The organism is Terrisporobacter hibernicus, from assembly GCF_020809405.1.
Lineage (GTDB): Bacteria > Bacillota > Clostridia > Peptostreptococcales > Peptostreptococcaceae > Terrisporobacter > Terrisporobacter petrolearius.
On the sequence record NZ_CP081135.1, the window covers coordinates 2433940 to 2458145 of the forward strand.

Below are 24206 nucleotides of genomic sequence, written 5' to 3' on the forward strand. Positions count from 1 at the left end.
GAAAAAGGGATGTTCAATGAACATCCCTTTTATTTATTAGCGATTTTCTATATATTCTACTATATCGCCTATAGTTTTGAAGTTTTCAGCATCTTCGTCTGGTATTTCTATATCAAACTCTTCTTCTAGACCCATTATAACTTCAACAGCGTCTAAAGAATCAGCATCTAGGTCTTCTTTAAGAGATGTTTCCATAGATAATCCATCTTTACCATCTAAACCCAGTTGTTCAACTATTATATCTCTAATTTTTTCAAACATTATAACCTCCAACATAATTTAAAATTTAATTGTAGTTTAATATAATATGGTCAATTTTTCAATATATAATCAAAAAAAGTCCTAAAGTTTTAAAATAATGAATATAAATTTAATATAGATAATAACTTTAGGAGGAAGAGTAATGAAAAACATAGGATTATTATTATCGTCAATTACAGCTTTTTTTATAATTCTTGGTTGTCTATTTTATAACTCATTGCTTATAGATATGAATAGAATAAAAGATTATGTTACTGAGAGCAATGTTATCTTACAAGAGGTTATGGAAAATCAAGGTAAAGTTGATGATAAAAAAGGAGAATATATATCTAGATTAATGAAGATAAAAAAGGGAATGGAAAATTCACATACTTCTTTTTTATTTGACAAATATAAAGTAATCAAAACTTCAGCTATAGAATTACTAATAGATGTGATAAGTGAGGATAATGAAGAAGATAAAGAAGAATGCTTAAAACTAGTATTTAAAGCAAATAATCAAAGCCAAGATGAGCTAAATACGCTTATGAATAAAAACTTTATTGAAGTAACTTATTTGTGCTTGAAGACATATATTAGTATATAGTAAGATAACCGTTTGACTTTGAGGGGGGAGTGACATGGCGAAGTTAGAGGATACTTTATCAAGATTTTTCGGTGGAGATGATTGTGGATTTAATGGAGGACTGTTAATAGTAATAGCTATTGTATTTTTACTTTTAGCTACGAACATATTTGATGATATATTTGACGATGACAGTATATGGATTTGGGTGATTTTAATTATATTACTATTATTCAATTTTGATGATAATTGCTGTTGCTAGTTAAAAGAAAGTTAATAACCCATTTTAGATATGAACTTATTTAATATCTGAAGTGGGTTATTTTTTATGTCAATAGATAATTGTGGTTGAAACTTTGATTATGAAGATTTCTTAACTTTACATAAATTCTAAGTTAAGATTTATGTGATAATCTTTTAATAATAAATTAGTAAATCAGAAGGGGAGCGTAAATTATGTGAAATAATAAAACTTTTGTATATTTATTGTAGAATATGAGTTTAGTTGTTTTGAAGTAAGAATGTAAAAATTTTGGGTTTCAAAACTGTAATAAAAATATCGAATACGTAATAAAAAGTACGTTGAATAGGTAGTATATTTTTAGAAATAAATCTAATGATAAAATTAGTTTATAATTTCTCTATTAATGAATTATAACTAGATTTTAATAAAAATAGTTTGATTTTAACTGAACATTCATTATTGTAGAAAAATGTCTTGTTTTGTAAAATTTACCTGTCGATAATTGTTTTTTATGTATTGTTATGATGTTATAATAATATTTGTAAGAAAACTAAGTTAACAGCAAGGGGGAATTATCATAAAAAAGAGAGTATGGGCGATTACAACAATATCACTAGTAGCTGTAACAAGATTCATGAATTTTAGTGACAGTATTAACGCTCTTGATAACCAAAAAAAGATAGAAGAGGCACAAGTTGCCAAAGGAATTGAAATAGTAAAAGAGTTAGAGAAAAAAGATGTATCACAATCAGAAGAAAAAATTAACCTTGTGCAATCTAATTTGCAAGGAGTTAACATAAATCAAGAAAGTAACGATCAAGAAAATAACAATCAAGAAAATAATAATGAAAAAATTAATCTTATAGATAAGTTTTCAAGTTCTGTTATATTGGGAGATTCGAGAGCTGAGTCAATAGTATCCTATGAGATTTTAGATAGTTCACCAGTAGTAGCTTATAAAGGAAGGAACCTTATAAGTGCACAAAAAGAAGGAGATATAAATAAAGCTATTAGTTTGGCTCCGGCAAATCTTTTCTTAACTTATGGATTAAATGATGTGGAGTTATATGGTGATCCTTCAGATTTTATAAAAGAATATGAAAAGGTAATAAAAGATATTCAAAGTAAATTACCAAATACAAAAATTTACGTAAACTCAATTTTTAAAGTTAAAGACAAAGCGATAAGTGAATCTCCATCCTTAAAAAATGTACCTCAGTTTAATACAGCTATCATAAATATGTGCAATAAACTAGGCGTTACCTATATAGATGGCTCATCAATAGTTGATGAAAGTTCATATGAAGATGATGGAATACATTTTAAACCTGGATTTAATAAAAGATGGGTTGAGATGTTAGTTCAAAAGGCTAACTTGTAAGGAAGGAGACAGATATGAAGATAAACTTAAAAAAGAAGTTACTAATGGCTACATTTCTAATAACAACTGTAATTACAGTTGGCTGTGGTGTTAATAATGATCAAAGTGTGGACAAAATAGAAACTGAGATGAAACAGGAAGTAAAGTTTGACAAAATGAAAAAAGGAGATAGTAAATCTCTTAAACGTTTTTATAAATTAAATGCAAATGATTACGATGGAGTAATTTTATATACACCGCAGTCAACAATGGATGTAAATGAAGTATTAATAGTGAAGGTAAAAGATGAATCTCAAATTCAATCCTTAGAAGATAGCATTGATTCAAGAGTTAACTATCAACTAGAAAGTTTTTCGGGATATGGTCCAAAGCAATGTGATTTAGTTGATAATTATGAATTAAAATCAAAGGGAAACTTTGTGTTTTTTGCTATCTCTGAAAATGCACAGCAAATAAAAGAAGCATTTTTAGATAGTATTAAGAAATAGCATTTCAGAGGAGGCGATTAAAATAGTATTCAGTAGTATAGTTTTTTTATTTACGTTTTTACCAATTTCACTTTTAATTTATTATATTTCACCAAAAAAATTTAGAAACGCCATATTATTACTAACAAGTTTAGTGTTTTATGCATGGGGGGAACCAGTGTATATATTCCTCATGATAGGAACAATTATATTTGATTATATTATGGCACTGAAAATAAATAAGTATAAAAGGGATAGAAAGAAAGCAAAGCAATTTTTTATATTTACACTTTTAGTAAATGTGGGAATTTTAGTGTTCTTTAAATATGTAGGATTTATAATAGGAAATATTAATGGTATATTTTCAATTAACATTCCTTTTAATGAACTGGCTTTACCCGTAGGGATATCATTTTATACATTCCAAGTACTATCTTATATTGTAGATGTGTACTTAGGCAAAGTTAAAGTGCAAAGAAGCTTTATTTCTTTTGGGGCTTATGTTACCATGTTTCCCCAATTAGTGGCAGGACCTATAGTTCAATATGAAACTATAGAAGAACAATTAAATTATAGAGAAGAATCTCTTGAAAAGTTTGGACAGGGTGTGGAACGTTTTATCCAGGGTTTAGGCAAAAAAGTACTACTTGCCAATAGTATAGGAATCATATGGACAACAATAAGTGCCATGGATCTTGGTAGCATGTCAGTATTAACAGCTTGGATAGGAATAATAGCCTATACTTTCCAAATATATTTTGACTTTAGTGGTTACTCAGATATGGCCATGGGTTTAGGAAAGATGTTCGGATTTGACTTTATAGAAAACTTTAATTTTCCTTATATTTCAACAAGTATAACTGAATTTTGGAGAAGATGGCATATATCTTTAGGTTCTTGGTTTAGAGAGTATATTTATATACCTTTAGGGGGAAACAGAGTTAGTCTAGGAAAACAAATAAGGAATATATTTGCTGTATGGTTTTTAACAGGGCTTTGGCATGGAGCAAGTTGGAACTTTATAGTTTGGGGATTATATTATGGTGTAATCCTTTTATTAGAAAAAATGGTATTTGCTAATATATTAGAAAGAGTACCAACATTTATAAAGCATATTTATACCATGTTACTAATTATGATAGGCTGGGTATTCTTTGCCAGTCCAAACTTATCTTTTGCTATGGAATACTTAAAATCAATGTTTGGATTTGGAAATCATGTGCTTATGGATAGTGCAGGAATTTACTATTTATACACAAATGCAATTATGTTTGTGATTTTAGGAGTATGTTCTACACCTATTGTAAAAAACATTTTAGATAGAATAGTTGTAAAATCAAAGTTAGGATATGTTAATGGGTCTCTAATAACATATATGGTGATTCTATTTTTAGCTACGGCTTATTTAGTAAATGAAACTTATAATCCCTTCCTATATTTTAGATTCTAGGAAAGGACGTGATTTAATATGAACAGAAAAAATAAAATTAAACAAAGACAACATTATAAAACTTCAGCACTATTATTTATACTTTTTTTAGTATTATTTGTTGGAGCTAATATAATAACTAAGGATAAGACTTTTTCGGAAAGAGAAAATAGAATGTTGGCAGGAAAGCCAAAGTTTTCAGTTGATAAATTATTAGAAGGAAGGTTTACTTCTAAGTTTGAAGATTATGTGGTGGACCAATTTATAGGAAGAGACTTCTTTACAAATGTGAAGATAAACATGGATAAGTTATTAGGAAAAAAAGAGTCCAATGGAGTTTTCTTAGGAGAAGATGGATACTTAGTAGAAAACTTTAATAAGCCTAATGAGAAAGCTGTTAAAGAAAATATACAAGCTATAAATAATTTTTCTGCCAGATACAAAAACATAAAACAATATATGTTAATTTCACCAACAGCAGTGAGTATTTTAAAGGATAAGCTTCCTATAGATGCACCAGTTATGGACCAAGAAGCTTATTTACAATCTTATAAAGATAAATTACCACAAAGTGTATCCTTTGTAGATAACTATAAAACTATGTATGATCATAGAAATGAATATATTTACTATAAAACAGATCATCACTGGACATCTTTAGGAGCATTTTATTCATACAAAGAGTTAGAAAAGTCTATGGGACTTGAAGAAAGTCCAGAGGATTATTACACGCAACAAATGGTTTCCAATGACTTCTTGGGAGCATTATCATCAAAAAGTGGATACGATGTTAAAGAAGGAGATAAGGTGAATGTTTATTTACCTGCAAAAGGTGATTCTCAGAATGTGGTAGTAAATTATGTAGAGGAACAAGAAAGAACGGCTACACTTTATAGCAGCCAAGCACTAAAGCAAAAAGATAACTACGAAGTTTTCCTTAAAGGAAATCATCCTTTAGTAAAAATAAAAACAGACGCTAATAATAATAAAACCTTACTATTATTTAAAGACTCTTATGCTAATAGTTTTATACCGTTTTTAGTTAAAGACTTTAGCAAAATAATAGTAGTTGATCCAAGATATTACTACGAAGATATAGACAGCTTGATGCAACAAGAAAATGTAAATGAAGTACTCTATTTGTACAATGCTAATACATTTTTCAATGACACATCACTATCACCTGTGTTAAATAACGAATAATAAAAATCCCTTGAGATAATAACTCTCAAGGGATTTTTTACATGTGATAAATATGTTGAACATTTTATTATATTAAAACATATTGTAATAATAAGAAATTATTTATAACAAATTGTATTTTGCGAAAGGGTGTTTATGCAAACATGAGAAATTTAGTTGAATTTGTTAATTTGTATAAGTCATATGATAAAGAGGATGAAGATCAAATTCAAAATCAGTATAACAATGCTTTTTTTTTAAGAGAAGTAAAAAAGGCTTTAATTGAAGAAAATGAAAAAAGTAAAAAAAAAGTAAATAATGTATTTCATTGTTTTAAGGAATTTATTGAAAATAAAGTGAATTATAAAAAAGTTGAAAGCTATAGAAATCTAGACAAAGAAGATGAGCGATTATCTCAGCAAGAAGAAAACATTAAAGAAATTTTAAATTACTTAAATAGATTTATTAATGCAAAAGCATATTATGAAAAATTTGAAAGCTATAAAAACATAAGATATATAATGAGTGACTTAGACAATATAGAAGAAAATATGGATTGCCTACAAAAAGAAATAGATAAACTTATATATGACATTGAACTTGAAAATAATGAACATATTTTAAATTATAACTATATAGAAGAAAAGCTTGATGAAATAGTAAGAGAGATTGCAAAGGAGAGGATGTAAATATGAAAGTAATAATTTTTTATCATGAAATACAAAGAGAATTGCAAAATGCATATTTACTAAAAGCAGAGTTACAAAGAAGAGGACATGAAGTGTATGTATATCACTATGACTATATAATAAAGTCAAAGCGAGTTTTGTATTTTACACCAGATATAGTTATTACACATTGTTTACACGATCCCAAGGCCGTAGAGTATGTTACAAGAACATTTAATAGTAAAATTACTAGAATAGTTAATCTTCAATATGAACAAGTTATGTCAAATATGTGGGATAAAGCAACATATCAAATTCCACAAGGGATAGAAAAAAACGCCATACATTTGTGTTGGGGAGAAATGGGCAAGAACAGATTTATCTCAAATGGTATTAGTGAAGAAAACGTAAAAGTAGTAGGATGCTTAAATGTGGATATGTGTAGTGAAAAATTTAGACGTATTTATAAAAATAAGGAACAAATGGCAAGTGATTATAATTTAGATAAATCTAAAGAATGGATATTATTTTTATCAAGTTTTACCTTGGCACAAGTAAAGAAGTCTCAACAAAAAGGTATGGGTATAAGAGTTGGGGAAGCAAAAGCCACAGAATTTTGTGAGATAAGTACAGAATCTAGGAGAATAATATTGGAGTGGATCGAAGAGTATATAGGCAACAATGACTGTGAATTTATATATAGACCCCACCCTTATGAAAAAAGAAAGCTTAATAATTTTGATGCACTAGACCAGTTAGAAACAAAGAGCGAGAGATTTCATGTAATAAAAGAAGACTCAGTAAGAAGCTGGATAAATGTATGTGACAAAATTAATACGTGGATAAGCACATCTATAATTGATGCTTATTTTATGAATAAAAATTGTGCAATTCTTAGACCAGTTAATATTCCTGAATACTTAGATCATGAATTAATGATGAATTCTAATAAAATAACTAAATATGATGAGTTTTACAATTATAATAAATTTGATTGCAATATGGAATTTACTTTAGATAAAAAAATTATAGATGGTTACTACTCTGTAGATAAAAATAAATATGCCTATGAAAGAATTTGTGATTTATTAGAAAAAATTTATAAAGATAATTTAATTATGAAATTATATCAGTAAGTAGATATGGATGAATTAAGGGTTATAAAAAGGTGGATAGTTATGAAATATATAATTTTTTTTGAACATGCTGAAAGAGAATTACAAAATGCATATTTATTGAAATCAGAATTAGTTAGAAGGGGACATGAAGTTTATATATTTAATATAGATTATCTTCATAAAACAAAACAAGTTTTAAATTGGATACCAGACGTAATAATAGTACCATCTTTATATTACAATGTTAATTACGAGTATTTCACATCAGTTTTTTCTCATAAAATTGCTCATATTGTAAATTTGCAATATGAGCAAATTTTGTCTAAGGAGTGGAAAAGAATTGGATTTCACAATCCTAGAGGATTAGCTCGAAATGCCATACATTTGTGCTGGGGAGAAGAAAGTCAACGTAGAATAGTTGATAATGGAGTAAACAAAGAAAATGCAATAATTGTTGGAAGTATTAACTTAGATATGGACCACAATAAATTTAGAAATATTTACAAAAGCAAAGAGGAAATAAGCTGTAAATACAATTTAGATATTAATAAAAACTGGATATTATTTATTTCTAATTTTACTTTTAATAATAAGAAGCGAGAGAGGCTTTTTAAAATTAGATTTGGAGAAGAAAGTGCATCAAAATATATTAACACATGTAAAAAAACAAAAAAAATAATTTTAGAATGGGTTGAAAAATTTATAAATGAAAATGATTGTGAGTTTATATATAGACCACATCCATCAGAAATACCAGATAAAAAGTTGATAGACTTAAAAAATAAGTATGAAAATTTCCATATAATAAAGGAAGACTGTGTAAGAAGTTGGATAAATGTAAGTGACAAAATTAATATATGGAATAGCACATGTATATCTGATATATATTTTATGAATAAGGATTGCATAATACTAAGACCATTAGATAACTTAGATGGATTTGAAAGTGATATTTATCTCAATTCTATAAAATCAAAGACTTATGAAGAATTTCGTATTTATAATACAAATCTTAATCTTGAAAAAAAATTTCCTGTAGATGAAAAACAAATACTAAAATTTTACCATATTAATAAAAATAAATTTGCTTATGAAAGAATATGTTATGTGTTGGAAACATTAGATTTCAAAAATATAGGATTAAGTAAAAAATAAAAAGTGAGAATGAAGGTTTTTTTATGAAAATAATAATTTTTTATCACGAAATACAAAGAGAATTACAAAATGCATATCTTTTAAAAGCTGAATTAGTTAGAAGAGGACATGAAGTGTATATATATCATTATGATTATATAAAACAAACAAAGCAAGTATTAGCATTTGTACCAGATATTATTATAACTCACTCCTTTCACGATCCAAGAAGTGCAAACTATATGACAGAATTATTTAGTAATAAAATAACAAGAGTAGTTAATCTCCAATATGAGCAAGTACTATCAGAAGTATGGGAAGACTATCATATACCAAAAGAATTAGAAAAAAATGCTATACATTTGTGTTGGGGAGAGCATATGAAAAACAGATTAATATCAAAAGGAATTAATAAAAAAAATGCTATTGTTGTTGGATCACTTAGTGTTGATATGGATAGGATAAAATTTAAATCTATATATAAATCGAGAGAAGAAATAAGCCATGAGTATAATCTACAAAATAATAAACAATGGATACTATTTATATCAAGCTTTAGTATGTCAGAGCTTAAGCACAAAAGAAAGAAAGTTTTCTTCTCACTATTAGGTGAAAAAAATACCTTACAGTTTTGTGAAGTAAGTACTAAATCTAAAAAAATAATACTAAAATGGATAGAAGAATATATAAAAAACAATGATTGTGAGTTTATATATAGACCTCATCCCTATGAAAAACGAAGATATAATAATTTTAATATTTTAGATATACTTGAAAAAAAATATGATAACTTTCATTTAATTAGTGAAGACTCTGTAAGAACATGGATAAATGTATGTGACAAGATAAATACATGGATAAGCACATCTGTTAGCGATGCCTATTTTATGAATAAGAATTGTTCTATTTTAAGACCTATTAATATTCCACCATACTTAGACTTAGAAATTATGCAAAGTTTTAATAAAATATCTAATTACGAAGATTTTTACAATTACAATAAATTAAATGATACAGCATGTCTTTCATCAAATGAAAATATTATGAAAAAGTATTACTTTTTAGATGAAAACAAATATGCTTATGAAAAAATATGTGATCTATTAGAAAAAATTGTAAAAAAGAATATAGTTATGAACTTATATAAATAAATATAGTTCTTTTAAAATAAGGTTGACAAAATAGTACCTTTATTTACATTGAATGCATATTATAAAGAGAAATGTTTTATAGATACAGTAATTTAAGAAGTAGAACATTTTTATAAGTATAGTGTTAAAGGAGCAAATATAATGTTGAATAGTAAAGTAATATTAATTACAGGCGGTACAGGATCATTTGGGAAAAACTTTACTAAATTGATTTTAAATAAATATAACCCTAAGAAAATCATAATATTCTCTAGAGATGAATATAAGCAAGATTTATTTAGAAAAGAATTAGCTCTATCAATGCCAGAAAAATTACATCTAGTTAAATTTTTTATAGGAGATGTAAGAGACAAAGATAGACTATATAGAGCATTTGACAATGTAGACTATGTGATACATGCAGCAGCTATGAAACAAGTACCAGCCTGTGAATATAATCCTTTTGAAGCAATAAAAACAAATATAAATGGAGCTGAAAATATAATAGAAGCAGCTCTTGATAAAAAAGTAAAAAAAGTAATAGCCTTATCAACGGATAAAGCTGTTAACCCTATAAATCTCTACGGAGGGACAAAATTAGTATCAGATAAATTATTTATTTCAGCCAATGGTTATTCAGGGGAAAATGGAACAGTATTTTCTATAGTAAGATACGGAAATGTATGTGGAAGTAGAGGTTCTGTTATTCCTTTCTTTAAGAATCTTATAGAACAAAACATAAAAGAATTGCCCATAACAGATTTTAATATGACTAGATTTTGGATTAGCTTAGAAGATGGAATTAATTTAGTTTTAAAAGCATTAGAAGAATCAAAGGGTGGAGAAACATATATATCTAAAATACCATCATTTAAAATAGTAGATTTAGCAGAGGCTATGTTACCAGGATGTGAACTTAAAAATATAGGTATTAGAGAAGGGGAAAAATTGCATGAAGTAATGATAACAAAAGATGATTCTAGAACCACTTATGAATATGAAAACCATTATATAATATACCCTCAACTTGATTGGTGGAATAAGGAAAATTATTTTGCTGAAGGAGGAAAACTTATACCTGTTGGATTTGAGTATAGTTCAGGATCAAACACTCAGTGGTTAAGTGTAGAACAGTTAAGATCTGAAATGAATAGATTAGGAATATATAAAATATAACTATATTTTATATATAAGAAGGATGTAATAGATATGAGTATATTAAATAAATATAGATTTGGTCCAGATATATTACTAAAACACTGGATGCTTCGCATAAAACCTTTAAACAAGATGCTAGTAAAGAGAAATATTGGACAGTTGGGAGAAAACGTACAGGTAAGACCTTATGTAACAATTGTAAATGGAAATAACATTCATTTGGGAAATAATCTTGTATTAAGATCAGGAACGCAGTTACATGCAGGTAAAAAGTCTAAAATTATTATAGAAAATAATGTATTAATTGCACCAGATGTATTTATAACAGTTAATAATCATAATTATAAAGATATAAATAAGCCAATTCTCCAGCAAGGGGACTCTGAGGAAGATGTAGTAATAAAAGAAGGCTCTTGGATTGGAAGAGGGGCTACAATATTAAAGGGTGTAACCATTGGAAAAAACAGTATAGTAGGTGCTGGGGCAGTAGTTACTAAAGATGTTCCAGACTACTGTATTGTTGGAGGAGTACCTGCAAAAATTATTAAAAAAATGGACTAAAAATAAAGAAAGGAGAATACAAGATGAAAGATGAACTAGCTATAAATGGTGGAACTCCAGTAAGAAAGGAATACTTGTCTTATGGGCGTCAGGTTATAGATGATGAGGATATTAATTTAGTAGTTAATGTTTTGAAGGGCAATTATTTAACTACAGGTCCAAATGTAAAAGAATTTGAAGAAATGGTGGCTAGTTATGTAGGTTGCAAATATGCTGTAGCTGTATCAAATGGTACAGCTGCATTGCATGCAGCTTGCTTTGCAGCAGGAATTAAAGAAGGAGACGAGGTTATAACAACTCCTATGACATTTGCAGCTTCAGCTAATTGTGTTTTATATTGTGGTGGTAAGCCTGTATTTGCTGATATTAATCCATTTACTTATAATATAGATCCCAAAGAAATAGAAAAGAAAATAACTAGCAAAACTAAGGCAATAATACCTGTAGATTTTACAGGTCAAGCAGTGGATTTAGATGAAATTAAAAAAATAGCAGATAAGCATAATTTAATAATAATTGAAGATGCAGCTCATGCAATAGGAACAAAATATAAGGGTGAAAAAGTTGGAAACATTTCAGATATGACAGAATTTAGTTTTCATCCAGTAAAAACCATAACTACTGGAGAAGGTGGAGTGATTACAACTAACTCAAAAGAACTTTATGATAAGTTAGTATTATTTAGAACCCATGGAATTACTAGAGAAAAAGAGTTTTTGATTAATAAAGAAGAGGGTCCTTGGTACTATGAACAAATTGATTTAGGCTATAACTATAGAATAACAGATATACAATGTGCCCTTGGTATAAGCCAGTTAAAGAAGTTAGATAAATTTATAGAAAGAAGAAAAGAATTAGTAAAAATGTATAATAAAGAATTATCAAAAATAGATGGAATTACTATTCAAAAAGAAGAAGATTTTTCTGATACTGCTAGACATTTATATATTATAAAAATAGATTTAGAAAAATTTAAGGCAGGAAGAAAAGAAATATTTGAAGCCTTGCAAGGTGAAAATATAGGAGTTAATGTTCATTACTTGCCAATATATTTACAACCTTATTACAAAAAACTGGGATATGAAGAAGGCTTATGTCCTAATGCAGAAGATTTATATAATAAAATGATTACTTTACCACTACATGCAAATATGAGTGATAAAGATCTACAAGACGTAGTATTAGCAGTTAATAAGGTTCTAAACTACTATAAAAAATAAAGGTGGTAATTTCTATGAATATATTAATTGTAACGACTAAAGAATGGAATAAATCAAATGCAATTATATATAAATCACAAAATCCACAATACAATATAGAAATTATAACAAAAAATAATGATTTTACTTTAGAAAATATTAAAAATTTTAATCCAGATATAATTTTTTTCCCTCACTGGTCATGGTTAATACCAAAGGATATTTATGAAGCTTATGAATGTATTGTATTTCATATGACAGACCTACCTTATGGAAGAGGAGGAAGTCCACTTCAAAATCTTATTTCTAGGAATATTAAACATACAAAAATTTCAGCCCTTAGAGTAGATGGTGGCATAGATACAGGAAATATTTATTTAAAAGAACCTTTAGATTTATATGGAAGTGCAGAAGAAATATTTGTAAGAGCATCTCGTACTATATTTGATAAAATGATTCCACATATAGTAAATAATAGACCAACTCCTATACCTCAAGAAGGGACAATAGAAACATTCCAAAGACTTTCACAAAAAGATAATGAGTTAAAGCCAGAGTTTGACCTAAATAAAATATACAATTATATAAGAATGGTAGATGGAGAAGGATATCCAAATGCTTTTATAAAATTTGGAGATTATAAAATAAAATTTTCTAGAGCTAGCTTAAAGCATAATAAAATTGTGGCAACAGTGGAAATTGAAAAGGAGGAAGAATAATTGAGTAAAGTACTTGTGATAGCAGCACATCCAGATGATGAAATACTAGGTGTGGCAGCTACAATAAGAAAACATGTGGAAAATGGAGATGAGTGTGAAGCATTAATACTAGGAGAAGGGGTAACTTCCAGATATGATAATAGGGAAAATTATGATGTAGACAAATTGAATCAATTACAAGAAGATACAATTAAAGCAGGAAAAATAATAGGTTATAAAAATGTATATACAGCAAATTTAAGAGATAATAGATTTGACAGTTATGATTTACTTCATATTGTAAAAATAATTGAAAAATATGTTGATAAAATAAAGCCTGATATTATATATACTCATCATCATGGAGACTTAAATGTGGATCATAAAGTAACATTTGAAGCAGTTATAACAGGAACAAGACCTATATCAGATGAAATTGTAAGAGAAATTTATTGTTTTGAAACAGTGTCATCTACAGAGTGGAGTTTTATAGATAAGTATAAATTTAATCCTAATTATTTTGTAGATGTAACTGGATTTATGGAATACAAATTAGAAGCAATGAAACAATATACAGGTGAATTAAGAGAAAGCCCTCACCCAAGATCCTTAGACAATTTATTATATACAGCTAAAAAATGGGGTAGCATTATAAACTGTGAATATGCAGAAGTTTTTGAAGTTGTAAGAATGATAAAGAAATAATATTTGGGGTGTATAAAATATGAACAAAAAAATAACCGTTATAATACAAGCTAGAATGGGTTCCACTCGTTTACCAGGAAAAGTATTAATGAATATTAATGGTAAAACTGTTTTACATCATGTTATAGATAGAGTTAGACAATGTAAAAATATTGACGATATAATAATAGCTACAACAACCTTAGAAAAAGATGATTTAATAGTAAAAGAAGTGGAAAAAATGGAATGTAAATATTTTAGGGGTAGTGAAGACAATGTGCTAGATAGATATTATGAAGCGGCAACACTTAATAAATCAGATATTATAATTAGAATAACTTCCGACTGTCCACTAATAGACCCTAAAGTTGTTGACGAAATGATAGATTTTTATATTAATAATAACTATGAAATGGTTACAAATGCATGTGCTGATAGTAGCAAAAGAACTTATCCAAGGGGATTAGACACAGAAATATTCTCCTATAAAGTTTTAAAAGAAGCAAAAGAAAATGCAAAAGAGTCATACCAACTAGAACATGTAACTCCTTATATTTACGAAAATACTAGTAAAATATTTTATTATAAAAACAATATAGACTATTCAAAGTATAGATTTACATTAGATACAAAAGAAGATTTAAAATTAATAAAAGAAATATACAAAAATTTATACTTTGGAGAAAATAATTTTTACCTAAAAGAAGTGATTGAAGTTATGGAAAACAATCCTGATTTGTACTTTATAAATAATAGCATAAAGCAAAAACATATAAAGGAGTAAGAAAATGATAAGTCTAAGATCTGCAAATTATGAAGATTGCACTTTGTTATTTAAGTGGGCAAATGACAGTCAGGTTAGAAAAAACGCATTTTCTCCCAACAACATAGATTTGGAAAGTCATATTAAATGGTATGAAAATAAAATGAATGATGAAAACACTCGCATATTTATAGTACTAAAAGATAACGTTGAAGTTGGTCAAATAAGGGTAGATATAAGTGATAATAAAGGATTTATTGATTACAGTATAGATAAAAATTATAGAGGTCAAGGTATAGGTACGCAGATACTAAAACTGATTAAATTGGAAATTACCAAGGTGAATTTAATAGGATATGTGAAAAAAGAAAATATAGCATCTATGAAGGCCTTTGAAAAAGCCGGATATGAAAAAATTGAATATGGTGATTTTATAGAATATATATATAAATCAAATTTTAATTGAGGTTAGTTATGAAAAGAATAGGAATAAGAGCTGATGGAAACAGTCAAACAGGCATGGGGCATATTATGAGATGTTTGGTTATAGCCAAAGAATTTATGAGAAGAGATATAGAAGTTATATATTTAGTAAAATATGATGAAAAGTTAATTGAAATATTAAATAAAAACAAAGTAAAGTATGAAATAATAAAAAGTCAAAATCTAAAATATGAATCTAAAGAAGTATGCCATTTTATAAAAAGTTTAAAACTAGATTGTTTATTAATAGATTCATACTGGATAAGTAATGAATACCTAGAAGAAATTTATTATAATACAAATTTATTAGTATCCATAGATGATAATAATTTATACCATTACCCTAGCCATATTATTTTAAATGCAAACATATATGCAAAAGATTTAAAATACAAATTAATAAATCCAAAGACCAAATTGTTGTTAGGCTGTGACTATGCCATATTAAGAGAAGAATTTATAAAAGAACCACCAATTATAATTAAAGATAGGGTTGAAAATGTTCTAGTAACAATGGGTGGTTGTGATATAAACAACTACACTCCAACAGTATTAAAAAGCATATCAAAAGTAGATACACAAATAAATGTTATAGTAGGACCACAATTTAAAAATATGCAGACTATAAAAAATTTATCCTTAATCAATCCCAATATAAATCTAATAAATAATCCAAAGAGTGTAAAAGAAATTATGAAAAAAAATGATGTGGCAATTTCTGCAGCAGGCACCACTACTTATGAGTTGGGTGTACTTGGTATACCTACCATACTAATATGTCAGGCGGATAATCAAGAAAATATAGGAAGAAAAACAAAAGAACTTGAAATGATGATTAGTCTAGGGAATTATAATCAAGTGGAAGAGCAACAAATATATGATAACTTATTGTATTTAATTAATAACAAATCAAAAAGAGAAGATATGAGTAAAAAATGTATTCAAAACGTGGGAAGAAAGGGTGTAATTAACATAGTAGATGAAATTTTAAATTATAAGCTATGAATATATGGAGGAAAATATGGATATTAAAATTGGAACAAGAATAATAAATGAAAATTCACCATGTTTTATAATAGCCGAATTATCAGCAAATCATAATCAAAATATAGATATTGCAAAACAAACTATAAAAGCAGCTAAAGAAAGTGGAGCAGATGCAATAAAACTGCAAACTTATACCCCAGATACAATGACTATAGATTGTGATAATGAGTTTTTTCAAATAAAACAAGGAACTGTGTGGGATGGAACAACTTTATATAAATTATATGAAAAGGCATATACACCTTGGCAATGGCACAAAGAATTGAAGGATTATGCCCAAAGTTTAGGGTTAATATTTTTTTCTACACCTTTTGATAAAAGTGCTACAGATTTTTTAGAAGAACTAGATGTTGATGTGTATAAAGTGGCCTCTTTTGAAATAACAGATATACCTCTTATTGAATATATAGCATCAAAGAAAAAACCAATGATAATATCTACAGGAATAGCTACATTGGAAGATATAGAATTGGCTGTTGAAACATGTAAAAAAGCAGGAAATGAAGAAATAATTTTATTAAAATGTACCTCATCATATCCTGCAAAATTGGAAGATTCTAATTTATTAACAATATTAGATTTAAAAGAGCGATTTAATGTTATTTCAGGGCTGTCTGATCATAGTATGGAAATGGAAGTACCAATAACAGCAGTAGCATTGGGAGGAAAAGTAATAGAAAAACATTTTATACTAGATAGAAATATGGGTGGTCCAGATGCAGGATTTTCCATGGAGCCAGAAGAGTTTAAAAAAATGGTGGATTCTATTAGAAAAGTTGAAAAAGCTCTGGGTACAGTAGATTATGATCTGACTGAAAAGAAAAAGAAAAACAGAGAATTCTCTAGATCTTTATTTATAGTAAAAGATATGAAAGCAGGAGAAATTATAACGCAAGAAAATGTAAAGTCTATTAGACCAGGATTTGGAATGCATCCTAAGTATTACAAAGATGTTATTGGTAAGAGAATAAAAAAAGATATAAAAAGAGGTACTCCATTAACTTTTGAATTAATAGAGTAAATAAAAAAATTAATTTTACTAAAGAGCCCCTGCATAGAAGGATAATTTTACATTTCTATGTAGAGGCTATTTAGAGTGTCTTTATATTTACTTATTCTTTAGTTTTTAATTTTAAATTCCTTTAATATTTTATTTTTTTCAGTATTAGATTTTATCATTCCCACATTAAATTTAGTATGAAACTCAGTTGAGGTATTTTTATTATGAACTATAACCATATAATTTTTTTCATGTAAAATCTTACATTTTAGATTTATTGCTGAGCTATGCCCCCTAGGCATAACATATCTAAAACCATTTAAAAAGTCTGACACCTTGTAGATTAAAGCATAAAAAGGTGGAGAAGGATATTTCCATAAACCTAACTCATCTTCATGAATATGGTAGACATAACCATCTTGATTTAATATACATTCTATGGAATTATCAATATTTAATTTATGAAGCTGATCAATAAAAGATGGAAGATACATATCATCACTATCTAATCTAACTAAATATAAATAATCATATCCTTGTATAAGTTTATACAATAAATCATTATTTTTAGGAAGAAATATAATATTTTCTGGCAATTTATTATATTTGGACAAAGCTTTCATAACTAAATCATAACTTAAAGGATCATAAGAAATTAATGCTGTGAAATCTTGATTAGTTTGAGAAATTAAACTTTTATAAGTGTAATTCATAAAAATATCCATTCTATAATCAATCCATTCTTTCGTTAACCTGGGTGGTATCATATCTTTTTTCTTAAAAAAATCATCAAAATCAAAGGAATTAAAAGGTATATTAATTATAATTTTTTTACTCATAAATTTACACCTGCTTTATTAAAAATAACTTAATATACATTTACCTTATATATTATGATGGGGGATTTTTTATGTGAATTACTTGATAGAAGTAGATTTATGTAACATCTTAATTCTTAGGAACATATTATTTAGTATCAAATAATAGGAAAATTAAAAGAAAGGAGACTTATAGTGGAAAATAATAGTTTGGAATTAATAAATTATAGAAATGAAAATTATAATAAATCTTTAAATAATAAATTGCTAAAACTAGCCTCAAATATACCTGATAGTAACGGAAGTAGATATTTTGAAAAAATAGATAAAAATATTGGTATTGTAACAGATGAATTTATGTATAACTACTACAAGGATTGCGTCAATCTTATATATATAAGTTCTCTCAAATATAAAGAAATTATAGAAAATAATAAGATAGATATGTTTTTGTTTGTAACTTGTTGGAGAGGGATGGAAGATAATGATTGGAGAGGTAAAAGAAAACAAGAAAACATCTTATCAAAAATTATTCGGTTATGTAGGTCTAAAAATATTCCCACCTTATTTCAAAGTATAGAAGATCCCAGTAACTATAATGTTTTTATTAATATAGCTAAAGGCTTTGACTATATTTTTACTACAGATGAAAATAAAATAGAAGATTATAAAAACCATTGTAATAATGAGAATGTTTATTTATCAATGTTTGGAGTAAATCCTTTATTTCATAATCCAATTGGTATAAAAAATAATAAAAAATTAAAAGAAGTACTTTTTGCAGGAAGTTGGATGAGAAAATATCCTCATAGATGTAAGGATATGAAAAAAATATTTGACGGTGTTTTATCTTCTAATAGAGAGTTAAATATAATAGACAGAAATTTTAATGAAAATGCTTATTTCTATCCAAAAGAATATATTCCATATACCAGTCCCTCTATTAACCACGAAGATTTGCAAAAGATACACAAACTTTATGATTGGATAATAAATGTAAATAGCATAAAATACAGCCCAACAATGTGTGCCATGAGATGTTATGAGGCTCAAGCCCTGGGAAATGCAATAATATCAAATTATAGTATAGCTGTAAACAATAATAATCCAAACATATTTATAGTTCATGACAGTAAAGAAGTAAATTCTATTTTAAATAGCTTTAATAATGAGGAAATTTATAAACATCAAGTTTATGGAATAAGAAATGTAATGAGTGACAAGTGTGTATTTAATAGAATTGAAGATATGATGAAGAAAGTTTATCCTGATTTTTATATAAATTTAAATAAAAAAGTGTTAGTAGTAACTAAAAAGATTACTCCAACTATAAAAGAGAGTTTTAACAGACAGATCTACCAATATAAGTATTTAGTTGAAGAGGATAAAGCAAAGAAAATATACAATGAATATGACTTTATAGCTTTTTTCAAAGAAGATTATTTTTATAAAGAGTATTATCTACAAGATATGATAAATGGATTTAAATATACAGATAGTGATTATATAACTAAGGATAGTTATTATTACAATAATCAGCTTATATCTGGTATAGAGCACAATTATGTAAATAAAATGAAGGATAAATACAAAACCCTATTTGATATAAAAACCTTTAATTTGGACTTTTTACTTTCATTAAATAATTCCATATTCTTAAACAATGGTTACTCCATAGACCCCTTTGGATTAAATGTAAAAAATATTATAAGTAATAATGAAAATAGCTCTCTTTTACAAAAAATATATGACAAACTAAGAAATGAATTTTTGGTTAATGATAAAAGTACAAGTAATAATGAAGAAGATAATAAACTGTTGAAAGAAAATAAAAAAGAATATAAATTCTCTGTAATAGTTCCCATATATAACAATGGAAGATATTTACTAAACAAATGTTTTAATAGTTTAAAAAGAAGTAGCATGTTTAATGATATGGAAATAATTTTAGTAGATGATGCTTCAAGTGACAAGGATACAATAGGGATAATGAAGAGTTTGAATAGAGAAAATGAAAATATTAAACTTTATAGATTTAATGATATATCAAGCGGAAGTGCTTCAAGACCTAGAAATAAAGGAATAGAGATTTCTACTACAGATTATATTACATTTTTGGACCCAGATAATGAGGCTGTAAATGATGGATATGCAAAACTATATAAGGAAATTGTGAATTCAGACTACGATATGGTTTTAGGTAATATGCTGAAAGCTGGAAATAAAGAAAGTGTAATGAAAAATAGAAGAAGTAAAGTAATAGACAACTCGAGACAATATGAAGTTAATAATAATTTTCCTGTTAATAGTATTCAAGCAATTATGATTAAAAAAAATTTGATTTTGGAAAAAAATTTAAAAATGGTAAATGGTGCAATAGGTCAAGACACTTTATTTTTTATAGAACTAATGTTAAATGCAAAGAAGATAAAAATTATAGAAGATATAATTCATATTTATTATGCTGCTGTAAAAACATCAATAACAAATAATAATAGTATAAGTTTTTTTGAAAAGTCTCTTTTATTGGAAAAAGAAATGGCTATTAAGTTGGAGAGATATGGTGTAAAAGAAGAGTATATATATGGAAAACTAGAATTCTTTTATAAAAATTGGTATATGTCAAAATTGAAAAATGCAGACAAAAGTATGGTAATGGAAATCACAAAAATAATGTTAGAAGTTTTCAATGTATATAATCATACTCATATTCAAGATAATGAAATAAAAGATTTCATAGAATGTGCTAAGAGTAAGAAATACGATGAAATAAAGAAAATATATTTTTAGATAAATAATAAAGAATTAGTTATTTGTTAAAAAAATGTGTCAAATAATGGAATTACTTCATAATATATACAAGAGATAGGAATCTTATAAAAAGATTTGTCTCATTATAAGAGTATTGGAGGAAAGAAAATGGCACAAATAAAATGTACTGATAACTTGACGTTGGATTTTTCGGCAACTTATGTAGTACCAGCTTCTTTTGGATTAGTTGAAGCATCACAGTTTTCTATAGCAGTATCAACAGACTCACTTATAGTATATAAAGATATAGTAGACTACCCTGTTCCACCAACAGAACCAGTAATAGGTCCATGTGGAGGAACTATTGATAATGTAGTTCTTAAATTAGGGCAAGTAAAAGTTTCTGGTTCAATTGTTTATAGAGTAGCAGCAAATGGAATTCAAACAGATCCATTAATAATACCAGTTGAATTGCAAGATAAAGTAAATGTTGACGATAATATATGGTCAAGTGCTGATGGATTTGTAGATGTGGTAGATGGAGGAAATAACTATATGACAGTTGCATTTGTTTTACCAGAGGAAGATATAGATCCAAGTTTATTAACAGTAACTCTAAAATCCCTTGTACTAGGCTCAACATATATTGAAGAACGTTCAAATAATAGAGTTATTACTTTAGAAGGACAGTTTGAATTAGGCTACGACCTAATTTAGTTAAGTAAGAAAGGACTAGCTGATGTTTGAATTTTTAAAAAAATACTTTAGAAAAAATAAGAGCCTAGAAGAAGTGAATTTTGAAAATAAACAAGAAGAAAATAATCTAGAAAATAAAGAGGTAATCTCCCAAGGAGAAGACTCTTTTGAACAAGATTTTGAAATAAAAGATTTAAAAAAATCTAAATATATTTTAAAGGAGGATGCTGGAATTATGGCACAATCATTACCATTCCCATGTGAACATGAAAATGTAATACCACAAACCATACTAAAAATAAGAAAAGACCTTGTTACAGATCCAGATCAAGTAGCAGAATTTATAAATTTAGCACACCATGACCTATTTAAAGTAATGGAAGAAGCTTTTAACTACCAAGTGGAAGTAAATGACCCATGTGGTGGACCAGGAACAATAACAGGTGAAACTTTACTAAAAGAAATCGTATTAGTATTAGACGTTCATTACTCAGTTTTATTATTTGATACTATAACAAGCATGAAGATATACGATGGTGAAGTAGAATCATTAACTGCATTTAGTTTATATAAAATAGTACCATTTGATGAAGAAGTAATAGTAAATGAAGATGATTTTGAATTAGTATTTGATACAACTTTAACTAGATTACCAGACATAGCAGGTGTAGATTATTATTTATATAAAGTTGAGGGAACAGTTGACGTAGTACAAATACCATAAATAGTTAAGGAGCTATGGCCAAAAAGAGCCATAGCTCTTTTGTTATATGGTTACAAATTTAATATGATTTTGTATATTAGGATTTGCATTTCTTAGGAAGTTATATTCATCATCACAGTAAAAAACAAAGTTGTTTCTATATACATAGTCACTAGATAAATCATTATTATAAGCTAAAAATGAAAGAAAAGTTTTTGGGAAGAAAAGAGTGTCTTTGTAAACTTTATTTACATAAGAGTCTTTATTATCACAAACTTTTAACTCTAGTTCATCTTTATTAACTTCATATATTTGGCTTTTACCAATTATATGAATATTAGAATAAGAAAGTATATTTACATAATCACGAATATAATTGGCACCGTAATAGTTATTAGAGTAGAATAAAGCATAATTTGTAATGTTGTGCTTTAAATTATAAATATATTCAAAAATATGATTAATATCTTTTTCATTTTTATAAAAATTACAATAAAGATTTTTTATATTTAAGAAAACTTTACAATCTTCAAAACTAATATCTTTATTAATTATTAAGTAAGTATATGAAGGAGTAAAATATTGATTTATCAAGCAATTATATATTTCCTGTATATGAGAACTATCTTCAAGAATACAAATTACTGCCACACTAATAGATGATGTTTTATTATAATCTAAATTTATAGTATTAAATACCTCCATCAATCTATTAGTATAAGTGTGATTTTCTAAAACATATCTTTGGCTCTCTTTTGCTCTTTTTTCATAAAGAAATCTATTTTTTAATATATCTTCCAATAAACCTTTTGTATCTTCTTTATTATTTGATATAAAAACATAATCTTTAAAATTATCAAATATGCCCTTTGAATAAGATGATAAAAGCAAAGTTTTACAAGCTAGGATTTCATAAACACGCCTAGAGACCATATAAGAACTATCATGAATGGAATTCACATTTAAAAAAACAGTGTAGTTTTTATAAGCCTCAACCATATATTTGTAATCTAATTTTCCGACAATATTGGATAAATACTCTTTCGGCCAGTATTTATCCAAAAACTCAAACATAGATCTTTGATGAAAATTTCTATCATAAATATGAACATTATAGTCTAGAGCAGGTTTTAAAATATACTCAAAGTCCTTTAATCTATTGTCGTGTTTATCACTATACCAACCTCCAGCAAAAGCAACGTTACCTAGTTTATATTTATTTTTATTAATTGAATTATGAATTTTAGGTTGTGCTGCAAAAGAAAGAGGATATACATTATGGTGATTACACAGCTCTACTTGTCTTTTGATTATATTTTCGTCAGATACAAAAACATAATCAAAAATAGAACTGGACTTTTCAAAATAAGAAAGATTTACAAGGCCTTCTTTATTAAAAAAAACTGTTGGAATTTTTTTATTCTTACAATAAGTAATTAAATCTAAAAGAGTATTATCTAACTTTTCTTCACAGGCAATTTTTCCAATCCAAGTTTTACAAACTCCATACCAAGCAGATTCTACAAATAAAAGATCTGGCTTAAACTCTTCTATTTGTTTCTTCCATATCATAGACTTAAGTTGAAGTAAGTTACATTCAGGATAAAAACAATCATAAGTAAATTCATCTAAAATACATGCCATTTTTATATGAAATATTGTAGAAGAAGAAGTTTTTATATCAGGCATATTATCAATTATAGTTACAAAATCTTTTATAACAGGGGAATTTTCGTAGGCGTTCTCCTCAAATACAATAGGCAACTCTAGTATTTTTAAATTAAAGTTAATATCTTCTTTTAGGTTAATATCTATTTCAATTTTTATTACATCTTTATTATCAAATTTATATGATTCATTTAAATATAGTAATATATTTTTTATTTCATTATTATTGGTATGAAGTTTTATATTAATTGTTGAAAGGTTATCATTTGTATTGCTGTCAAATATAATTTGGTACTGATTAAATAATTTTACATCTTTTATAAGATGATGAGTAACTAAATTTTTTTTGTTATATTTATAAGAAAAAAATAGTTTATTTGCAGATTTGAATTTCATAA

The 24206-nt window shown here is 26.7% G+C and carries 25 protein-coding genes; 22 read left to right on the forward strand and 3 right to left on the reverse strand.

Going from position 1 to position 24206, the window contains the following annotated elements:
* Positions 1 to 36: 36 nt before the first annotated feature.
* Positions 37 to 261, reverse strand: a complete 225-nt coding sequence (gene acpP, locus JW646_RS11955; RefSeq protein WP_272491850.1) for an acyl carrier protein — start codon at positions 259 to 261, stop codon at positions 37 to 39.
* A gap of 142 nt (positions 262 to 403) precedes the next feature.
* Between acpP and JW646_RS11960 the strand changes: the two genes are divergently transcribed.
* From JW646_RS11960 to pseI, 19 genes are all read left to right on the forward strand, one after another.
* The gene (locus JW646_RS11960) at positions 404 to 847 is read left to right on the forward strand and encodes a hypothetical protein (RefSeq protein WP_228415290.1); all 444 of its coding nucleotides are present in this window, start codon (positions 404 to 406) and stop codon (positions 845 to 847) included.
* 34 nt (positions 848 to 881) lie between these two features.
* On the forward strand, positions 882 to 1088 hold the full coding sequence (locus JW646_RS11965; RefSeq protein ID WP_074914310.1) for a hypothetical protein: 207 nt from the start codon (positions 882 to 884) through the stop codon (positions 1086 to 1088).
* Positions 1089 to 1704: 616 nt separating this feature from the next.
* Entirely contained in the window at positions 1705 to 2451 is a 747-nt protein-coding gene (locus JW646_RS11970; RefSeq protein WP_228415291.1) for a GDSL-type esterase/lipase family protein, read from the forward strand.
* 14 nt (positions 2452 to 2465) lie between these two features.
* Complete coding sequence (locus JW646_RS11975; RefSeq protein ID WP_074914315.1) at positions 2466 to 2939, forward strand: DUF4358 domain-containing protein; 474 nt, start codon at positions 2466 to 2468, stop codon at positions 2937 to 2939.
* A gap of 172 nt (positions 2940 to 3111) precedes the next feature.
* On the forward strand, positions 3112 to 4368 hold the full coding sequence (locus tag JW646_RS11980) for an MBOAT family O-acyltransferase (RefSeq protein ID WP_331478016.1): 1257 nt from the start codon (positions 3112 to 3114) through the stop codon (positions 4366 to 4368).
* A gap of 18 nt (positions 4369 to 4386) precedes the next feature.
* Positions 4387 to 5550, forward strand: a complete 1164-nt coding sequence (locus JW646_RS11985; protein ID WP_074914320.1) for a DHHW family protein — start codon at positions 4387 to 4389, stop codon at positions 5548 to 5550.
* Between the two features lie 143 nt (positions 5551 to 5693).
* Positions 5694 to 6218 (forward strand): hypothetical protein, encoded by a 525-nt coding sequence (locus JW646_RS11990; RefSeq protein ID WP_228415292.1) that lies wholly within the window; start codon positions 5694 to 5696, stop codon positions 6216 to 6218.
* A 2-nt stretch (positions 6219 to 6220) separates the two neighbouring features.
* Entirely contained in the window at positions 6221 to 7333 is a 1113-nt protein-coding gene (locus JW646_RS11995; protein WP_148555942.1) for a surface carbohydrate biosynthesis protein, read from the forward strand.
* A 42-nt stretch (positions 7334 to 7375) separates the two neighbouring features.
* Entirely contained in the window at positions 7376 to 8470 is a 1095-nt protein-coding gene (locus JW646_RS12000) for a surface carbohydrate biosynthesis protein (protein WP_187359159.1), read from the forward strand.
* A gap of 23 nt (positions 8471 to 8493) precedes the next feature.
* Complete coding sequence (locus JW646_RS12005; RefSeq protein ID WP_148555944.1) at positions 8494 to 9600, forward strand: surface carbohydrate biosynthesis protein; 1107 nt, start codon at positions 8494 to 8496, stop codon at positions 9598 to 9600.
* A 141-nt stretch (positions 9601 to 9741) separates the two neighbouring features.
* Positions 9742 to 10755, forward strand: a complete 1014-nt coding sequence (gene pseB / locus JW646_RS12010) for a UDP-N-acetylglucosamine 4,6-dehydratase (inverting) (RefSeq protein ID WP_148555945.1) — start codon at positions 9742 to 9744, stop codon at positions 10753 to 10755.
* A gap of 33 nt (positions 10756 to 10788) precedes the next feature.
* Positions 10789 to 11298: an acyltransferase gene (locus JW646_RS12015; protein WP_148555946.1), complete on the forward strand. Its 510-nt coding sequence runs from the start codon at positions 10789 to 10791 to the stop codon at positions 11296 to 11298.
* A 23-nt stretch (positions 11299 to 11321) separates the two neighbouring features.
* Complete coding sequence (gene pseC / locus JW646_RS12020; RefSeq protein WP_148555947.1) at positions 11322 to 12518, forward strand: UDP-4-amino-4,6-dideoxy-N-acetyl-beta-L-altrosamine transaminase; 1197 nt, start codon at positions 11322 to 11324, stop codon at positions 12516 to 12518.
* Positions 12519 to 12532: 14 nt separating this feature from the next.
* On the forward strand, positions 12533 to 13216 hold the full coding sequence (locus tag JW646_RS12025) for a methionyl-tRNA formyltransferase (protein WP_148555948.1): 684 nt from the start codon (positions 12533 to 12535) through the stop codon (positions 13214 to 13216).
* A complete protein-coding gene (locus JW646_RS12030) occupies positions 13217 to 13900 on the forward strand; it encodes a PIG-L deacetylase family protein (protein WP_148555949.1) in 684 nt (227 codons plus the stop codon).
* A 19-nt stretch (positions 13901 to 13919) separates the two neighbouring features.
* Positions 13920 to 14663 (forward strand): cytidylyltransferase domain-containing protein, encoded by a 744-nt coding sequence (locus JW646_RS12035; RefSeq protein ID WP_148555950.1) that lies wholly within the window; start codon positions 13920 to 13922, stop codon positions 14661 to 14663.
* Between the two features lie 4 nt (positions 14664 to 14667).
* Positions 14668 to 15108 carry a GNAT family N-acetyltransferase gene (locus JW646_RS12040; protein ID WP_148555951.1) on the forward strand — a complete coding sequence of 147 codons (441 nt, stop codon included), beginning with the start codon at positions 14668 to 14670 and terminating at the stop codon, positions 15106 to 15108.
* Positions 15109 to 15116: 8 nt separating this feature from the next.
* Positions 15117 to 16130, forward strand: a complete 1014-nt coding sequence (pseG, locus tag JW646_RS12045) for a UDP-2,4-diacetamido-2,4,6-trideoxy-beta-L-altropyranose hydrolase (protein WP_228415293.1) — start codon at positions 15117 to 15119, stop codon at positions 16128 to 16130.
* 16 nt (positions 16131 to 16146) lie between these two features.
* On the forward strand, positions 16147 to 17193 hold the full coding sequence (gene pseI, locus JW646_RS12050; RefSeq protein ID WP_187359160.1) for a pseudaminic acid synthase: 1047 nt from the start codon (positions 16147 to 16149) through the stop codon (positions 17191 to 17193).
* Between the two features lie 98 nt (positions 17194 to 17291).
* Here pseI and JW646_RS12055 read toward each other — a convergent pair whose 3' ends face one another.
* Positions 17292 to 18011, reverse strand: a complete 720-nt coding sequence (locus JW646_RS12055; RefSeq protein WP_148555954.1) for a glycosyltransferase family A protein — start codon at positions 18009 to 18011, stop codon at positions 17292 to 17294.
* Between the two features lie 174 nt (positions 18012 to 18185).
* Here JW646_RS12055 and JW646_RS12060 point away from each other — a divergent pair, with 174 nt between their 5' ends.
* From JW646_RS12060 to JW646_RS12070, 3 genes are all read left to right on the forward strand, one after another.
* Positions 18186 to 20780, forward strand: a complete 2595-nt coding sequence (locus JW646_RS12060; protein ID WP_228415294.1) for a glycosyltransferase — start codon at positions 18186 to 18188, stop codon at positions 20778 to 20780.
* A gap of 129 nt (positions 20781 to 20909) precedes the next feature.
* Complete coding sequence (locus tag JW646_RS12065) at positions 20910 to 21458, forward strand: hypothetical protein (RefSeq protein WP_148555956.1); 549 nt, start codon at positions 20910 to 20912, stop codon at positions 21456 to 21458.
* 22 nt (positions 21459 to 21480) lie between these two features.
* Positions 21481 to 22161, forward strand: a complete 681-nt coding sequence (locus JW646_RS12070) for a hypothetical protein (protein WP_148555957.1) — start codon at positions 21481 to 21483, stop codon at positions 22159 to 22161.
* A 42-nt stretch (positions 22162 to 22203) separates the two neighbouring features.
* Here the strand turns inward: JW646_RS12070 and JW646_RS12075 are convergent, their stop codons facing one another.
* A complete protein-coding gene (locus JW646_RS12075; protein WP_228415295.1) occupies positions 22204 to 24204 on the reverse strand; it encodes a CgeB family protein in 2001 nt (666 codons plus the stop codon).
* Positions 24205 to 24206: the final 2 nt, after the last annotated feature.

What these genes read in the sequence shown, in the direction of transcription:
- JW646_RS11975 (WP_074914315.1), top strand. Translation starts at nt 2,466, where the DNA reads ATGAAGATAAACTTAAAAAAGAAGTTACTAATGGCTACATTTCTAATA.
- JW646_RS12015 (WP_148555946.1), top strand. Translation starts at nt 10,789, where the DNA reads ATGAGTATATTAAATAAATATAGATTTGGTCCAGATATATTACTAAAA.
- JW646_RS12055 (WP_148555954.1), bottom strand. Translation starts at nt 18,011, where the DNA reads ATGAGTAAAAAAATTATAATTAATATACCTTTTAATTCCTTTGATTTT.
- pseB (WP_148555945.1), top strand. Translation starts at nt 9,742, where the DNA reads ATGTTGAATAGTAAAGTAATATTAATTACAGGCGGTACAGGATCATTT.
- JW646_RS11980 (WP_331478016.1), top strand. Translation starts at nt 3,112, where the DNA reads ATGATAGGAACAATTATATTTGATTATATTATGGCACTGAAAATAAAT.
- JW646_RS12005 (WP_148555944.1), top strand. Translation starts at nt 8,494, where the DNA reads ATGAAAATAATAATTTTTTATCACGAAATACAAAGAGAATTACAAAAT.
- JW646_RS12065 (WP_148555956.1), top strand. Translation starts at nt 20,910, where the DNA reads ATGGCACAAATAAAATGTACTGATAACTTGACGTTGGATTTTTCGGCA.
- pseG (WP_228415293.1), top strand. Translation starts at nt 15,117, where the DNA reads ATGAAAAGAATAGGAATAAGAGCTGATGGAAACAGTCAAACAGGCATG.
- JW646_RS11970 (WP_228415291.1), top strand. Translation starts at nt 1,705, where the DNA reads ATGAATTTTAGTGACAGTATTAACGCTCTTGATAACCAAAAAAAGATA.
- JW646_RS11960 (WP_228415290.1), top strand. Translation starts at nt 404, where the DNA reads ATGAAAAACATAGGATTATTATTATCGTCAATTACAGCTTTTTTTATA.
- JW646_RS12000 (WP_187359159.1), top strand. Translation starts at nt 7,376, where the DNA reads ATGAAATATATAATTTTTTTTGAACATGCTGAAAGAGAATTACAAAAT.
- pseC (WP_148555947.1), top strand. Translation starts at nt 11,322, where the DNA reads ATGAAAGATGAACTAGCTATAAATGGTGGAACTCCAGTAAGAAAGGAA.
- JW646_RS12075 (WP_228415295.1), bottom strand. Translation starts at nt 24,204, where the DNA reads ATGAAATTCAAATCTGCAAATAAACTATTTTTTTCTTATAAATATAAC.
- JW646_RS11985 (WP_074914320.1), top strand. Translation starts at nt 4,387, where the DNA reads ATGAACAGAAAAAATAAAATTAAACAAAGACAACATTATAAAACTTCA.
- JW646_RS12025 (WP_148555948.1), top strand. Translation starts at nt 12,533, where the DNA reads ATGAATATATTAATTGTAACGACTAAAGAATGGAATAAATCAAATGCA.
- pseI (WP_187359160.1), top strand. Translation starts at nt 16,147, where the DNA reads ATGGATATTAAAATTGGAACAAGAATAATAAATGAAAATTCACCATGT.
- JW646_RS11965 (WP_074914310.1), top strand. Translation starts at nt 882, where the DNA reads ATGGCGAAGTTAGAGGATACTTTATCAAGATTTTTCGGTGGAGATGAT.
- JW646_RS12040 (WP_148555951.1), top strand. Translation starts at nt 14,668, where the DNA reads ATGATAAGTCTAAGATCTGCAAATTATGAAGATTGCACTTTGTTATTT.
- JW646_RS12035 (WP_148555950.1), top strand. Translation starts at nt 13,920, where the DNA reads ATGAACAAAAAAATAACCGTTATAATACAAGCTAGAATGGGTTCCACT.
- JW646_RS12070 (WP_148555957.1), top strand. Translation starts at nt 21,481, where the DNA reads ATGTTTGAATTTTTAAAAAAATACTTTAGAAAAAATAAGAGCCTAGAA.
- JW646_RS11990 (WP_228415292.1), top strand. Translation starts at nt 5,694, where the DNA reads ATGAGAAATTTAGTTGAATTTGTTAATTTGTATAAGTCATATGATAAA.
- JW646_RS11995 (WP_148555942.1), top strand. Translation starts at nt 6,221, where the DNA reads ATGAAAGTAATAATTTTTTATCATGAAATACAAAGAGAATTGCAAAAT.
- acpP (WP_272491850.1), bottom strand. Translation starts at nt 261, where the DNA reads ATGTTTGAAAAAATTAGAGATATAATAGTTGAACAACTGGGTTTAGAT.